This is a genomic window from Shewanella septentrionalis (assembly GCF_025370265.1).
GTDB classification, from domain to species: Bacteria; Pseudomonadota; Gammaproteobacteria; order Enterobacterales; family Shewanellaceae; genus Shewanella; species Shewanella hafniensis.
Window position 1 is genome coordinate 1 of record NZ_JAMTCC010000022.1, and the last position, 14,013, is coordinate 14,013.

13 protein-coding genes and 1 pseudogene are annotated in these 14,013 nt (G+C 46.2%); 8 read left to right on the forward strand and 6 right to left on the reverse strand.

Annotation, left to right across the window (positions count from 1 at the left end; translation table 11 throughout):
• Together NE536_RS13450 and NE536_RS13455 are read left to right on the forward strand one after the other, a co-directional pair.
• Window positions 1-222: pseudogene (locus NE536_RS13450) on the forward strand (restriction endonuclease); the annotation flags it as partial.
• On the forward strand, window positions 188-493 hold the full coding sequence (locus NE536_RS13455) for a hypothetical protein (RefSeq protein ID WP_261273006.1): 306 nt from the start codon (window positions 188-190) through the stop codon (window positions 491-493). The pseudogene NE536_RS13450 and the gene NE536_RS13455, both read left to right, overlap by 35 nt.
• 45 nt (window positions 494-538) lie before the next feature.
• On the opposite strand, the gene NE536_RS13460 is transcribed toward NE536_RS13455, so the two are convergent.
• Complete coding sequence (locus NE536_RS13460) at window positions 539-1,486, reverse strand: DNA ligase (protein ID WP_261273007.1); 948 nt, start codon at window positions 1,484-1,486, stop codon at window positions 539-541.
• Window positions 1,487-1,765: 279 nt separating this feature from the next.
• On the opposite strand from NE536_RS13460, the gene NE536_RS13465 reads away from it, so the two are divergent.
• Entirely contained in the window at window positions 1,766-2,137 is a 372-nt protein-coding gene (locus NE536_RS13465) for a diacylglycerol kinase (protein WP_006086380.1), read from the forward strand.
• Between the two features lie 10 nt (window positions 2,138-2,147).
• Here NE536_RS13465 and hdfR read toward each other — a convergent pair whose 3' ends face one another.
• A complete protein-coding gene (hdfR, locus tag NE536_RS13470) occupies window positions 2,148-3,017 on the reverse strand; it encodes an HTH-type transcriptional regulator HdfR (RefSeq protein ID WP_261273008.1) in 870 nt (289 codons plus the stop codon).
• Window positions 3,018-3,125: 108 nt separating this feature from the next.
• On the opposite strand from hdfR, the gene NE536_RS13475 reads away from it, so the two are divergent.
• From NE536_RS13475 to NE536_RS13485, 3 genes are all read left to right on the forward strand, one after another.
• A complete protein-coding gene (locus NE536_RS13475; protein ID WP_006081345.1) occupies window positions 3,126-3,575 on the forward strand; it encodes a MaoP family protein in 450 nt (149 codons plus the stop codon).
• A 20-nt stretch (window positions 3,576-3,595) separates the two neighbouring features.
• On the forward strand, window positions 3,596-4,582 hold the full coding sequence (locus NE536_RS13480; RefSeq protein WP_011846616.1) for an ATP-grasp domain-containing protein: 987 nt from the start codon (window positions 3,596-3,598) through the stop codon (window positions 4,580-4,582).
• A 396-nt stretch (window positions 4,583-4,978) separates the two neighbouring features.
• Window positions 4,979-5,842 (forward strand): DUF481 domain-containing protein, encoded by an 864-nt coding sequence (locus NE536_RS13485; protein WP_261273049.1) that lies wholly within the window; start codon window positions 4,979-4,981, stop codon window positions 5,840-5,842.
• A 134-nt stretch (window positions 5,843-5,976) separates the two neighbouring features.
• Here NE536_RS13485 and NE536_RS13490 read toward each other — a convergent pair whose 3' ends face one another.
• Window positions 5,977-7,599 (reverse strand): M28 family metallopeptidase, encoded by a 1,623-nt coding sequence (locus NE536_RS13490; protein ID WP_261273009.1) that lies wholly within the window; start codon window positions 7,597-7,599, stop codon window positions 5,977-5,979.
• A gap of 209 nt (window positions 7,600-7,808) precedes the next feature.
• On the opposite strand from NE536_RS13490, the gene NE536_RS13495 reads away from it, so the two are divergent.
• On the forward strand, window positions 7,809-8,834 hold the full coding sequence (locus NE536_RS13495) for a GGDEF domain-containing protein (protein ID WP_106650309.1): 1,026 nt from the start codon (window positions 7,809-7,811) through the stop codon (window positions 8,832-8,834).
• Window positions 8,835-9,013: 179 nt separating this feature from the next.
• Here NE536_RS13495 and NE536_RS13500 read toward each other — a convergent pair whose 3' ends face one another.
• The 3 genes from NE536_RS13500 to pdsO all read right to left on the reverse strand — a co-directional run bounded on the left by NE536_RS13500 (window position 9,014) and on the right by pdsO (window position 12,996).
• Window positions 9,014-9,718, reverse strand: coding sequence for a class GN sortase (locus NE536_RS13500; protein ID WP_261273010.1), 705 nt, complete (start codon window positions 9,716-9,718; stop codon window positions 9,014-9,016).
• A gap of 32 nt (window positions 9,719-9,750) precedes the next feature.
• A complete protein-coding gene (locus tag NE536_RS13505) occupies window positions 9,751-12,060 on the reverse strand; it encodes a marine proteobacterial sortase target protein (RefSeq protein ID WP_261273011.1) in 2,310 nt (769 codons plus the stop codon).
• A gap of 105 nt (window positions 12,061-12,165) precedes the next feature.
• On the reverse strand, window positions 12,166-12,996 hold the full coding sequence (gene pdsO, locus NE536_RS13510; protein WP_342455083.1) for a sortase-associated OmpA-like protein PdsO: 831 nt from the start codon (window positions 12,994-12,996) through the stop codon (window positions 12,166-12,168).
• 258 nt (window positions 12,997-13,254) lie between these two features.
• Between pdsO and pdsR the strand changes: the two genes are divergently transcribed.
• On the forward strand, window positions 13,255-13,947 hold the full coding sequence (gene pdsR, locus NE536_RS13515) for a proteobacterial dedicated sortase system response regulator (protein ID WP_006081337.1): 693 nt from the start codon (window positions 13,255-13,257) through the stop codon (window positions 13,945-13,947).
• Window positions 13,948-14,013: the final 66 nt, after the last annotated feature.

The following is a 14,013-nucleotide window of genomic DNA, read 5'->3' on the forward strand; positions in this document are numbered from 1 at the left end:
TTTTTTGCTTCAAGAGCCTACGATGGTGTTCTCACACCCAAAGTGAAACACCAATTCGCAGAGATTACGCATAAAGCACTAAGACAATTTCTAAGCGACAGTATCAATGAACGATTAAAATTTGCTATTGGTGGAGATAAGCCAGTTGTTGAAGATAAAAACTCAAGCGAGTCTTTAATAATTTCCGATGACGAAAAAAATTATAGTCATTACAACAGATGAAGAAATAGAAGGTTTCAATATTATTAAAGCCATCTTGAGGCAAAAATTAGAAGTAAATAGAATTATTGCGAGAGATACACAAAGCTACTTTGGTGTGTTACTAGATGACAACAATCGTAAACCTTTATGTCGATTGCACTTTAATGCCAAACAAAAATACCTAGGATTAATGGATGCTAATAAAAATGAAACTCGTCATCCCATTAGTTCAGTAGACGATATTTTTAATTATAGTGAACAACTACTTACTACAGTCACTTTTTACGAGTAATGATTTAAATACTAGCGGAGCAGTATTGCGGGCAGAACTGCCCCGCTAGTTTCCTTCTTGCGATGAAATGACTTTATTACCCTCATCCACATCGACTCGTACCCGCAGAAAGCTGGCAAATCTGGGTAAGCCATTTACGGTAAGACCTAAATATTTATAGGTGATGATTGCGCCCACGGCGGGGGGATGTTGACGCTCTGCGAGATTAAAACCTGTGCCTATGTTGAAAACCCGGCCGTCTGGGGTTTGCACTCTTATTGCACCCATTTGCCCTGCAAATTGACCTTTACCTGGAATATGGCCGATCACTGTCGCTTCAGCATCATAATAGGGTTTTAATTTCATCAAATTAGGATTGCGGCCACTGACATACATCGCGGAGCTGCGATGCAGCATTAATCCTTCAGCGCCTTTAGCAACTAAGCTATCAAGTTTTTGATACAGAGCTTCCAGACTGTCCACTTGGAACTGCGCTATAACTTCAAGATAATGCGATTTATCGCTTAATTCGGTCAACGCAAATTGATAGCGATGTTGAAAGTCGCCACCCGCCTTAGGCACATCGAACACCATAAATCGCACTTTGCGCCAATCATCATCCTTAGCTAAGGTTTGTCGAACTATGCTCGACATCGCTTCAAACTGACCTCGCCCAAGCCATAATTCACCATCGAGGGGATAATTCGGAAAATTCGCGATAAACCAAGTTGGAGCAGCAATAAGATTACCTTGCCGAGTCAATAATGCCTCTCCGTTCCAGTAACCTCGAACTCCATCAAGTTTTTCGCTAATCAAAAAGTCGTGAATATTAATCTCTTGCTGGGCATCAAACTCAGTTGCCAACTGTATTGAAGGTGGTGATGTTTTTGCATAGGTCACTGGATCGAAACAACAGAAAATGAGCAGACTGAGTAAGAACAGACGTTGTTTGAAAAACCGAAAGCGGATAAACCAATGAAATGTTAAATCTTGTAACGGACTGGTATGAGTCATTCCCTTGCTCACTCTGGCAATATATCCTTCAACAAGCTTAGAACGCATAGCTCAAGTTGCACTAAAAAAATGCCGAAATTCACTAAGCGCCTAAGTTAACAACGAATGTTGATGACGATTTTACTCAGTTAATTGTTTATGCGCTTTTCATCTCGGGCTATACTGCGGCCAAATTTATTAACTCAGTCAAATGTTAAAATCCACAACAGTTGGTTTTATCAAACCTGTTTGAGTGAGCAACACCTCAGCGCATTGTCGCTAATGTCTATTGGAAACACTATGAAACCAGCCAACAATCACGGTATTAAACGCATTTTCAGAGCGACGGGATTTTCGATGAAGGGCTTAAAGGCCGCTTGGGTCCACGAAGCCGCTTTTAGACAGGAATTAATGTTGGCCATCGTCATGTTACCCGTGGCTTTGTGGGTTGATATCAGCACGATTGAACGTTTGTTGCTGATTTTTACACTGTTTATCGTGTTGATTGTTGAGCTTTTAAACTCGGCGATTGAAGCTGTGGTCGATCGTGTCGGCAGTGAAATTCACCCACTAAGCGGCCAAGCCAAGGACATTGCCTCGGCTGCCGTGTTTATGAGTCTTGCGCTGTGTGGATTAACTTGGCTGGTCGTATTGGCGCCACTGGTGTTTTAACACCGACGTTTTAGATAGTCGCATGAGCAAACACTGAGCCATCGTCCCTTAAAAAGTCGATGGCTTGTTTGATCTGGGCTAAACGATCATTTTCCGCCCAATAGGCAACATACACATTTCGTGAAATAGCGCTGGCGCCACTGACGTAATGCAATTCGCCGCTGCGCAAAGCATGCTGCACCAAATGCTCGGGTAAGAAAGCACAACCACCATTATTTAAGATGAAATCCAAGGCGATACGCGCAGAGCTCGTGTGCAGTGTCGGCACAGGCAGCGACGCATATTCCTGCGCATGTACAATATTAAACGCCGTCCCCCAATCCACTTTTACATATTGCCCCGGCACCACGGCATTCACCGTTTGACCTTTTAGGCTCGAAACCAACAACAAATTAATTTGCCCCAGCTGCACTAATTCAAATTGATCAAGCTTTGGCGGATCGAATGAAATCGCGATATCGAGGGTGCGATCCATTAATTGGCGCGTCATCGCATTGGCAGGCAGCACTTCGGTGCGCAGCGCAACGCCGGGCAGCCCCACGTGCAGCCCCTGTAAATAACCTTGCAAATAGGCATCCCAAATATTCGGCCCTGCACCAATGGCAAGCTGAGTCGACTGTAACTGACTAAGGGAAACATCTTGTTTAGCCCGCTCCCACGCAGTCAATACCGCCTCGGCATGGCCAAGCATGCGCTCGCCTGCGGGTGTGGGCTGAATGTTATTACGCTGACGCTCAAACAGCGCGACGCCTAAAATGCTCTCAAGCTGCTTGACTCGAAAACTAACAGCACTGCGCGTGAGATACAGATTCTCGGCCGCTTTACCGAAATGGCGAGTACGGGAGACTTCAAGAAAGGTTTTCAGTAAATCGGTATCCATAAAAATTCTTGACCAACATAGGCAAATTTTTTTGATTTATAAATCAATAATACTAGCCAATACTCCAGTTGCAAATCTTTGTATATCAAAAACTAGAGGGTATCTGCCATGTCTGAACAGTCTTTTTCAAACGCTAACAAGGGTTCTGAGACGTTTAACGGCTCAGCTGCTGCCAGTTTTGTCTCGCAAAAACGTTTCTACGACGACACGAATTTCCCCAAAGGCTTCAAACGAAGCGGCGATTTTACTAATAAGGAAGCTGAACTGCTTGAATTGCATGGTCATGCAATGAAGAATTTAGCCGAAGGTAAAACCTTGCCCTGCACCTCCGATGAAGCCCAATTTGTGGAAGTCGCCAAAGGAAATATCGCGCCCAGTAGCTTGTTAGAGCAGATCTGGGTAAAGTATCGCAGGCTCGCCATGGGGAAACCCTTTTATGCCGTGGTTGGTACAGTGCATTTGCCTGCAACCAAGCCCGAAATAGAAGTTGAGGCTGAGGCTGTATTTGATATTGAAGATGATGTTCAGGATGAACCTGAACCCGAGGATAAAGAATGAAGATTAAGGTTTGCTACTAAATGCGTGGTTGGATTTTATATAAAGAAACCGCGACTCAGCTAAAACCTGAATGGTATGAAATTGAGCGTCTACTGGCGGCAGCAAAAGCCGACAACATACAGTTGGAAGTTTACGCACCTGATGAATTTGATCTGACTGTCACCAGAGAAGATAACAAGAGTATTTTATTGAATGGGCAAGCCGTCGAGCTGCCCGATTTTATTATTCCGCGAATGGGATCTGGCACAACTTACTTTGCCTTAGCCATTATTCGCCACTTAGAAAGATTAGGGGTGTATTGCCTCAATCCTTCTAAAGCCATTGAAATCGTTAAAGACAAATTATTCTCCCAACAATTGTTGGCAGAGAAAAATTTGCCTACGCCTAAAACTATGTTGGTTAAATTCCCCGTTGATATCGCCCTTGTAGAGCGCCATCTCGGCTTTCCTGTGGTGATTAAAACGCTTTCTGGCTCACAGGGCAGCGGTGTGTTTTTATCCCATAAGGCACGTGAATTTGACGATCTAATGCAGTTGATTGAAGCGACCAACAAAAACGCTAACATTATTCTGCAAGAGTTTATCGCTAACAGTCACGGGCGCGATCTACGGGTATTTACCATCGGTGGTCGTGTTGCAGGTTGCTACGAAAGGCGTGGTCAAGAAGACAGCTTTAAAGCCAATGTCAGTGCCGGCGGCTCAGCGCGTCCATTTCAGATCACTCCTGAAATTGAATGGCTTGCCACGCAAACAGCCAATATTCTCGATCTCGATGTTGCGGGTATCGATTTATTGTTTGACAACGGCCATTACAAAATTTGCGAAGCAAACTCATCCCCAGGATTTGAAGGCTTAGAATCCTGTTTGAATGTGGATATTGCCGCGCAAATTTTACACTTTATTCGCATCCGTTTAGGCATGTTTAATAAAGATGAGCCAAGTAGCCCCAAAGTGGTCATTACTGACAATGTAGAAACGTCTGTGACGCCCGTTATCGAGCCTAAATAGCGGATGAGGGACAACTTAATATCTAGCGGTATCACGCCGCTAGATATTCTTAAATTGATTACTATCCCCCATTTATCATGTTTCACATTCATTGGCATATCGCGCCACAAGCAAAGCTGCAATACTGAAGTCATTTCTAGGTAGCACTCTAGCCCCTCCATTACCGTTTGCGTTAGCCTTCAATCCACAATTGATGTGATGTTTCGCTCAAATTTCATTCAATGCCGCTAAAATAAGTCCTACTTTTGTTTTAAATCACAAATTTTCTAATTTTTTAAAACATTTTATTCACATCGCGAAATTTGCTGTTAAACTCCAAATGTCGATTTTTTATGGCACTAAAGTCTGACCTTATCGCTAAACATAATAAGAATAATGCTGGAGTTACTCCTTAACATGTCGATTCGCCTGTTACCCCTCATCATAGCGTCACTCGTCAGCACTCAAGTGCAAGCCGATGACTTTACTATTCAATTAGGCGGCTTCTACTCACAATCAGACACCAATATGGAAGTCACTAACCCAGTTTCGGGTAATAACTTCACCTTAGATTATGAATCTGATCTCAAACTCGCTGAAAACGAATTCCTGCCTTTTATCGAGTTAAATTATCACTTCAACGAGCGGCACAATATCTACCTCGACTGGAAACAACTCCACCGCAGCGCCGACACCCAAGCCTTAGCCAAGCCCTTCCAGCTCGAAATCAACGACACCATTTACGATATCAAAGCGGGCGGTAAGCTCAGTTCAACCTTAAACATCGACGTGCTGCGCTTAGGCTATGGTTATGATGTCTTTCAAGGCAGTAACTATGATGTGGGTCTGTCATTTGGTTTGCACACTATGTTTATCAAGACAGGTTTTGAAGGTGTGATTGGGGTTTGCGCTTCGTCGGAATTACTCAATAATGTCTGTGGTAGCCAAGCGATCCCGCGCATTGTTGATGAAAATGTCACTGCGCCACTGCCGGACTTTGGCATTTATGGTCAGTATGAATTTGTTCCCGGTTGGCAAATCACCAGCCATGCACAGTATTTCTACATCACACTCAATGATGTAAAAGGCGAGCTCGTTGATATTAAAGTCGGTGTTGATGCACAAATCACCCAAAACTGGCGCATGAGCGTGGCCTATAACTACTACAAAGTTGATGTGGATATCGCCCAAAACTCGCCGAATAAAGACACTCAAATTGCCGATTACAATATTTATTACAGCTTTATCGGCCCTATGCTTTCCATCAGTTATTCTTTTTAATTCAAACACATTCTATTAAGACTTTATTGTCTTAAATCGCTACGCCTAGCTAAACTATCGCTCAATCCCCAGCTAAAATCAGCGTTAAAAAATAAGGGCACCTACTGGCGCCCTCATGATTCAACTCATTAACACTATTTACGCCCATCTTGCTCGCGCTTGGCTTTAAAGTCAGATGACTCAAGCCAATGGGGCCAATCGGTACTATTGGCTAAGCTGGTAATCATACTGGCGATAAGGTCTAAATCTTGGCTGACACCGCCTAAATTCCAGCTTGGATCATAATCGTCAGCAGGCTTATGATATTTATGGGCGATATAATCAGGATCGGTATCTCCAAGGCTCATAAATAGCAATCCAGGTACACCTTGTTGTGCCAGCGCAAAGTGGTCCGATCTAAACATCAACCCATTCTGCGGTCTTGGATCGGCTTTAACTGAACGCTCTTGGGCCTTCGCGGCGTTATCTAAGTATTGCTCCAACTCAGATACGCCTTCACCATAACGCAAAATGTAATCCACGCCCTTATTCACATTCATGCCATCGATATTTAAAAAGGCGACGATGTTTTTCGTTGGCACACTCGGATGCTGAGCAAAATGCTGTGCACCGATCAGACCGGTTTCTTCCGCCGTAAAGGCACTGAAGAGCACCGAGCGATCCAGTGCTGCCATCTTGGCTTGCTGTTTGAAGTAACGCGCCAAGACTAAAACCCCCGCCACACCGCTGGCATTATCGACCGCTCCGTTTAAAATCTCTGACTTACCGTCTTCAATCACAGTACCGAGGTGATCCCAATGGGCATGCATCATCACCACTTCGTCGGGGCGCGTTTTACCCGGTAGTAAAGCCGCGACGTTATGGGACTCAGCGCGTTCAATTTTATTGTTTAACGTGAGCTGGGCGCTTAGTTTAAGTGGGATCGCCTTAAAGTTTGGCTTGGCTGCTTGCTGTTTTAAGGTATCGAAATCCAGTCCCGCTTTGGCGAATATTTTTTGCGCGGTTTCGTGCTGAACCCAGCCCATCACGCCAACTTGACCTTGATTATTATTGGCATCGACCAGAGTGAACTTAGTGCCTGTGTTGGAGTTTTGCACCACACCCCAACCATAGGCGGCAGGCGCGGTTTCATGGACAATAAACACAGCCTCAGCACCTTGACGCGCGGCTTCCTCATACTTATAAGTCCAGCGACCGTAATAGGTCATGGCATTGCCTTTAAATACCGCAGGGTCTTGAGTCGCAAAGCCTGGATCATTCACAAGCACAATAACGGTTTTGCCTTTTACATCTAACCCTTGGTAATCATTCCAGCCATATTCGGGCGCATTGATCCCGTAGCCGACAAACACCACATCGCTTTTATTCAGACTCACGGTTTCGGCTATTCTTTGGGTTCTCGCGGTAAATTCACTGCCATTGGCAAATTTAAGCCCGCCGATATCAAGCTGCATATTTTGATCTGCACTAATTTGCGCCAAAGGCACGGCCTGCAGATAACTGTCACCAAATCCGGGTTTGAGACCCATATCTTTAAATGCTTTTACTAAATAGTCTAAAGTTAAGGTTTCACCTTCAGACAAGGGCGCACGTCCACCAAAGGCATCGCTTGCTAAGGTTTTTACATCGGTTCGATATTGCGCGAGATCAAGGCTTTGTACAAATGCGGTTTCAGCTAAAGCGGGTAATGAGACAGTGACCATCAGACTTGTGGCTAAGAGGATATTTTTCACAACTTTCTCCCAAGTTATTATCATTATTTGATTTTAAGGATAGACTTTACCATATCATTTTTAGTTTATGATGTAAGTCTTAACGCAAACGGAATCGCTGCAGCCCAAGTACAAACTGTGTTCGTGTAGGTATCAACCCAACGTTATATGTGGCTAACCCTGAACCAATAACAACAATATAAATAGCGAAAACTTTAAAATATCCGTGCATTTTCATTGAGTAAGGTAACAATATGTCGATAGAGTTATTACAAGCCGCTGCACTCAATCTCAAAAAAGCTGTGCCTCTGATGCTCAAACATAAAATCCCGACCACCCCGGTTAATTATGCACTTTGGTACACTTATGTTGGTGAACAGAATCCTGAATTAAATCAACGACTCGATACCGTTATCGCCCAGTACAATACCTGTCCTCCTGTAAGTAGCGAACTCTTATATCGCCAGTATGTTGCCGATCCCGTTGAACTCGATGTCCGCGAAATGCGCCAGAATCTGGATGCTATGGTGACTGAACTGTCCCAATCGCTCAAAGATACCAATCTGGATGCCAATGAATTCCAGTCGCGCATCGTGAGTAATTTTGAAAAACTCAATCGCATCGAAGATGAGGGATTTAGTGTTGAGCAAGTGCTCGATCTGGTGCGCAGTTTAGTCAAGGAGTCAGACAATATTCGCTCGAGCACTGAGTTCTTCACCGGACAATTGCAGAAAGCGCAAACCGAAATCGATGCGCTAAAGAAAAAGCTCGAACAAACTGAAAAAGATGTGCTCTACGATGCACTAACTGGCTGCTTTAATCGCCGCGCCTTCGACAGCGATTTTGCCGGCATGCTGGCCCAAGCGCCCTTAGGCACCTGCGTGATCTTGGCCGATATCGACCATTTTAAAGTATTTAACGACACCTATGGCCACCAGCTCGGCGACCAAGTGTTACGCGCCGTGGCCAAACGGCTACAGGAATCCTGCCGCGATGGTGCGAAACTGTATCGTTTTGGCGGTGAAGAGTTTGCGATTATTGTGCCTAAAAGTCAGTTACGTATCGCAAGGCAACTGGCTGAAGCCATGCGCCGTGGACTCGAAAAGCTCAGCTTAAAAGACAGACGTAAAGACGAGCGTATCAATAATATCAGTGCCTCATTTGGGGTTGCCCAATGGCAAGAAAAACAAACGGGCATGCAATTGATTGAAGCGGCAGATAAATTGCTTTATGACGCTAAACGCTTAGGTCGAAACCGTGTGTTACCGATCAGCAACTGATTGTAATGACCTGATTGTAATGACATAAGTTTAATGGCATGAGTGTATTAACCTAGTTGTGATAACCGCAACGCAATGAATGAGCCTGGAGCCGATGATTCAGCTTCAGGCTAAGACGGTGAAGCGAAGGTCATTTGACGGTTACTGATAAGCACTATTTGGTCAACTTAACGTGTAATCTAATGGGTGAAACTGCGCGATAAAGAAGCGACCTTCCCTGGCATCCCATCCCCAGTTGAAGTTGATACATCAGCACTAACTGTCTCCATTGGCTCATCTTCAACGGGTATCGCCTGCACAACAAAGCGCAGTTCGGCGCCGCCTTGAAGCGTATCGAAGGGATAGCAAGTGATTAAGGTTAAGCGATTATCAGCGGATGGCGCCATAAACTGCGTTTCAGTTTCATGCACTACCTGAGTCGCAACTACTTCATAAATAATGTGATTTCCCTTAAGCGTTTGCAGCAATAATCGACGCCCTACCGTCATGCCATTAAGGATGGCAAAATGCGTATCCCTGTGTCCGGCAATCACAGTATTGCCCTTTTGCCCCGCTGGCGCACTGGACAACACTAGACTCGGGCCAAAGGCTAAATTTCGCCCAGAAGCCCCCGCCAATACATATAAACTGTCATTAAGCTCGGCTTCAATATCGTTGTTAGCCGCTTGTTCACGATAAATCGACAGCTTTGCGACGGGGTAAGTATCTGCCCATGACCAAGGCTTATGGGATTGTCCATCGGCTAAGGTTTTAGTCCACGCCTGTTCAATCAAATACTGGGCAAAGTGTGCTTTAGCTTGCATATAGAGTCCCTTTCCTAACAATGTTGCACCAATTAAAAATAATCCCACCACTAAAAATCGCTGTGTTCGGCCTTTGCTCATCGCGCTTTACTCGTCGTTCATGATTCATTGGTTCATCGATGACAGGTAAGCGCCATCATGGCCGCCTTCTCTTCGCGTTTTTGTCGTAAAATCGAGCCCATAAGCACCAAGGCCAGTAGCAAGGTCAATGCACCCAATAACATATCCAAACGGCTCGATGTCGCAGTTTGCGGCAAGGCACCAAAGGGTTGCCAACCTAAGGGCAAGTGCTGACGCACCACGGCATCGCGGCTCATTGCGGTTGAATCGATTGGAGTTAAGTCCACCGCCACTAAGCTGGTATAGGCGCTGACTAAGTGATAATTCATCGATAAAGCCGTCACTTGCTGCTTAACCTTGTCATCATTCGCACCATTTTTACTCAGCTCCAGTGCGCCAATCTGTTTACGGGCCCACAACAAGTCTAAACCCGCACCTTGATTGGTAATAAGTCCTGCTGAGTTGTCCTGCAGCGATAACGACTGTTGCCAGTTTTTATGCCCTTGGCGACCTGAAATCACTAATTCCTGCGGCTCACGGGCGCTGCGTTTTAGACTCACAAGCACAGGCTCGCCGCGGTACAAATCAGCAATCGGTGACGGCCAGTAATCGGGCACACTGCCATCATCAAAACGCACTTGAATATCGGTTAATACGGGATATTGAATTTTGCTCAGTAAGGCGCTGATCTTCTCGTCGACTTCATCCACTTTGCCAATATAAGTAAAAGTGCCGCGCCCCAGTTCTGCCGCCCTTTGCATAAAGTGAGAATTAGGCGCCGAGCCTATGCCAACAGTAAACAAGCGGCTCTCACCGATTTGGTAGCGGATCAAATCAAACAAGGCTTGCTCATTGCCCACAGAGCCGTCGGTCATAAAGATCACTTGGCGCAAAGGCTGCACTGCATCGGGCGAGACACTGCCCAAGGATTTGGGCAATGCAGCGTCCAGTGCCAGTGCCATTTCAGTGCCACCATCGGCTTTTAAACGGCTCACAAATTGACGGGCGCGGGACAAATTAGACGAAGTCGCCGGTAATGATGTCGCTGAAAACTGAGACAGACTGGAGTTAAATTCGATAATGTTAAAACTGTCCTCGGGCTTGAGTCCTTTTAATGCGTAAAGCAGTGCATTTTTGGCTTGAACGATAGAATCCCCCGCCATAGAACCCGAAGTATCTATCACCAGAATTAATTCGCGGGGCAAACTCGGCTGGTTGCTCTTTTCGAGCTTAGGAGGCAACACCATGACAAGACTGTAATTATCTTCATTTACGCCGTTGGCTGTGCTGGTTTCAAGCGTGTCCTGAGACACATTATCGCCATCGGGTTTATGGGTCTTACCCTGTTGATTAAACACCCAAGCCATAGGACTCGTGCCCTGCTGTACACGCCATTGCAATACAAAGTCACGATTAGCAGGCACACGTTGCGCCAGTGAAACATCGACGCCGCTATTGGTTTGCTTAAGTTGGATATCATGGTAAGGGCTCTCAATGGACGCCTTATCAACCCCCTTTGCGAGTAAGACTTGAATGTCAGCCTTAAGCACAGGATCGCGTTCACTGGTCGCATTACGCACCGGCGCCACAATCCGGTCGGCATCAAACACCTGCGAGCTGGTCACTCGGCTCGATTGGCGTGCCATAGGCTCATTTGAGTCGCTAGCACTGGCGTCAGAGGTTAAGCCCGGGATATACCGAGGCGCGACCACCAGCGGAAAGCGTAGGCTAAACAAGCCATCTTCATATTTGATACTCTCCTGATAGCTGATTTCGACAATCAACTCTTCCTGCGGTGCTAGGTTGGCCACTTCGGTCGTGAACATATTTGGCCGCTCTTGGCTCACTAAGCTGGCGCGTTTACCCTCCGCTTTGGCTTGCTCAAAAATCTGCTTAGCCTCGGCCTTAAGATGAATTTGCCCTTCGATGACCCTTTGGCCGATATGTAATCGCAGCGAATCCACCGCGGCCTCATTGGGCAGCGGGAACAGATATTGCCCATTCAACACAAACTCAGTGTTATTGCGAAAAACCTGCTTCACGCTAACGCGATTACTTAAGCCAGAGACTTGCATCGACACTTGTGTATCGAGTGGCAAAGATGGCACCCAAGCGCCACTCGGCTGGCGATAAAGTAATAATCCCTGGGTAATGTCATCGTAATTAATGACCAGTGATTCTGCCGTACTTTGAGCAGTATTTTCGCCGACCAGCGCCGAGGCAATATTCTGCGGCTCAGACAATGTGCCCGTGCTATTAGGTGAGGCTAATGCCACAAAGGGCAAGCCCCAACATACGGCGGCACTGATCATTAATATCGCTAAGCTTTCGCTGATTTCTTTTACCCTTTTCCCTGTGATCATCACAAAGGCTTCCTTCTTGCTATTAACTAATATGGACTGACGTTCGCAGTCGTTAAAATGAATGTTCTAAATTGACGACTTAGAATGGACGACTAACATCGACAGCTATTGTGTCGTGTGCGTTGCCATCAAGGTTGAATGAGGCTGTAAGGTCAAGGTCACACGGCGATCGAACACATCCGATTCCCTGTCCTGCTCCGCTTGCAGTGGCGATAAAGCGCCAAAGGCTTGTGTTGTCATGCGTTCAGCGGCAACGCCCTGCTTAATCAGGTAGCCACGGACTTCCAGTAAACGTTGCTCAGAAAGGGCTTGGTTGTAGCTCACATCACCCCGACGATCGGCATAGCCTTTCAATTCCAAATTAAGCTCAGGCGACAGATTCATCACCTCGGCCACATCATCTAATTGAGGCAAAAAATGCGATTCGACCTCAGAGGAACCAGTGCGAAACTGCACGTTTAGCCCTAGGGCGAGTTCACTGAGCAATTGACGTTGCGCAGATAGCAACTTATTAAGCTCTTGCTGCGCCTTGGCATATTCGCTCGCGCGTTTTTCGGCGGCTTGTTGCTTTACACTCAACTCGGATAATTGCGACTCTTGCAGGCTGATCTGTCTTTGCTGAACGTGCAGCGTATCTGTGTCGCTAACCGACTTACCAATCAAGGTGCCAGTGAATGCACCAATAATGGCCCCCACTGGGCCACCGACTAACGCGCCCACTAATGCACCACCACCGAGGCCAATTAAGGCTTCTGGCTGTTCGTCCTCATTGGCGTATTCGCCATCCATCGCCATACCGCTGGCATCGACGTCATTATCTAAGCTGCGCTCCTGTCCTTGAGCTTGGTTTTGCAGTGAAACCTGCGCCGACACACTGGCGACTGGCGCGCTTAATAAACTCAAAACCAACAAATTAATTAGTGTCTTTTTCATCATCTCATTCCTTTTTGATTATTAGCTGAGCTTGCACTCGAACCTGAACAACAAGTTCAAAACCCCATCAGGTCAAAACGGGTGCAAAACTGAATGAGGCTATTAAACACAAGTGGAATGGCATGAGCAGGGATGGAAAATGGCAATGCAACTATCAATTGTGGCAACAAAATGGCAATTGCATTTGTGGCCTTTTATCTCGGGTAAAATCCTGTATAGTCACGAAAACTTACTCCCCCAAGTCAATAGGAATATGACTCTATGAAGCGTATCGCCATAGTGGAAGATGAAGCCGCCATTCGCGAGAATTACAAGGACGTGCTGCAACAACACGGTTACAGCGTGCAAACCTATGCCGACAGACCATCGGCCATGTTAGCCTTTAATACTCGTTTACCGGATTTAGCCATTATCGACATCGGCTTAGGTAATGAAATTGACGGCGGCTTTATGCTGTGTCAGTCACTGCGTGCTATGTCGAGCACGCTGCCGATCATCTTTTTGACCGCCCGTGACAGTGACTTTGATACTGTTTGTGGCCTGCGTTTAGGCGCCGATGACTACTTGAGTAAAGAAGTGAGCTTCCCCCATTTAACTGCGCGCTTAGCGGCCTTATTTCGCCGCTCCGAGCTTGCGGCCAGCCAAACGGCGCAGGAAAACCTGCTTGAACGAGGTCCACTGACGATTGATGCCAACCGCATGCAAGTCTATTGGAACCAATTACCCATTGAGCTTACCGTCACTGAATTTTGGATGGTGCACGCGTTAGCCAAACACCCGGGCCATGTGCGCAGCCGCCATGAGTTGATGCAAGAGGCGAAGATTTTTGTCGATGACAGCACGATCACTTCCCATGTGAAACGCATTCGCAAGAAGTTCATCGCCACCGCGCCTGAGTTTGATTGTATCGATACGGTTTATGGCATGGGTTATCGCTGGGACAGCTTAGCCTGAACTCTCGCGCTGCCTTGATGCACGTAACCTTGAGCCAATACACTTTTGATCCCATTGATGCTGATC

Bases quoted from the DNA above. Each gene is read 5' to 3' on its own strand.
- NE536_RS13455 (WP_261273006.1), top strand. From the start codon at position 188: ATGACGAAAAAAATTATAGTCATTACAACAGATGAAGAAATAGAAGGT.
- NE536_RS13460 (WP_261273007.1), bottom strand. From the start codon at position 1,486: ATGACTCATACCAGTCCGTTACAAGATTTAACATTTCATTGGTTTATC.
- NE536_RS13465 (WP_006086380.1), top strand. From the start codon at position 1,766: ATGAAACCAGCCAACAATCACGGTATTAAACGCATTTTCAGAGCGACG.
- hdfR (WP_261273008.1), bottom strand. From the start codon at position 3,017: ATGGATACCGATTTACTGAAAACCTTTCTTGAAGTCTCCCGTACTCGC.
- NE536_RS13475 (WP_006081345.1), top strand. From the start codon at position 3,126: ATGTCTGAACAGTCTTTTTCAAACGCTAACAAGGGTTCTGAGACGTTT.
- NE536_RS13480 (WP_011846616.1), top strand. From the start codon at position 3,596: ATGCGTGGTTGGATTTTATATAAAGAAACCGCGACTCAGCTAAAACCT.
- NE536_RS13485 (WP_261273049.1), top strand. From the start codon at position 4,979: ATGTCGATTCGCCTGTTACCCCTCATCATAGCGTCACTCGTCAGCACT.
- NE536_RS13490 (WP_261273009.1), bottom strand. From the start codon at position 7,599: ATGATAATAACTTGGGAGAAAGTTGTGAAAAATATCCTCTTAGCCACA.
- NE536_RS13495 (WP_106650309.1), top strand. From the start codon at position 7,809: ATGTCGATAGAGTTATTACAAGCCGCTGCACTCAATCTCAAAAAAGCT.
- NE536_RS13500 (WP_261273010.1), bottom strand. From the start codon at position 9,718: ATGAGCAAAGGCCGAACACAGCGATTTTTAGTGGTGGGATTATTTTTA.
- NE536_RS13505 (WP_261273011.1), bottom strand. From the start codon at position 12,060: ATGATCACAGGGAAAAGGGTAAAAGAAATCAGCGAAAGCTTAGCGATA.
- pdsO (WP_342455083.1), bottom strand. From the start codon at position 12,996: ATGATGAAAAAGACACTAATTAATTTGTTGGTTTTGAGTTTATTAAGC.
- pdsR (WP_006081337.1), top strand. From the start codon at position 13,255: ATGAAGCGTATCGCCATAGTGGAAGATGAAGCCGCCATTCGCGAGAAT.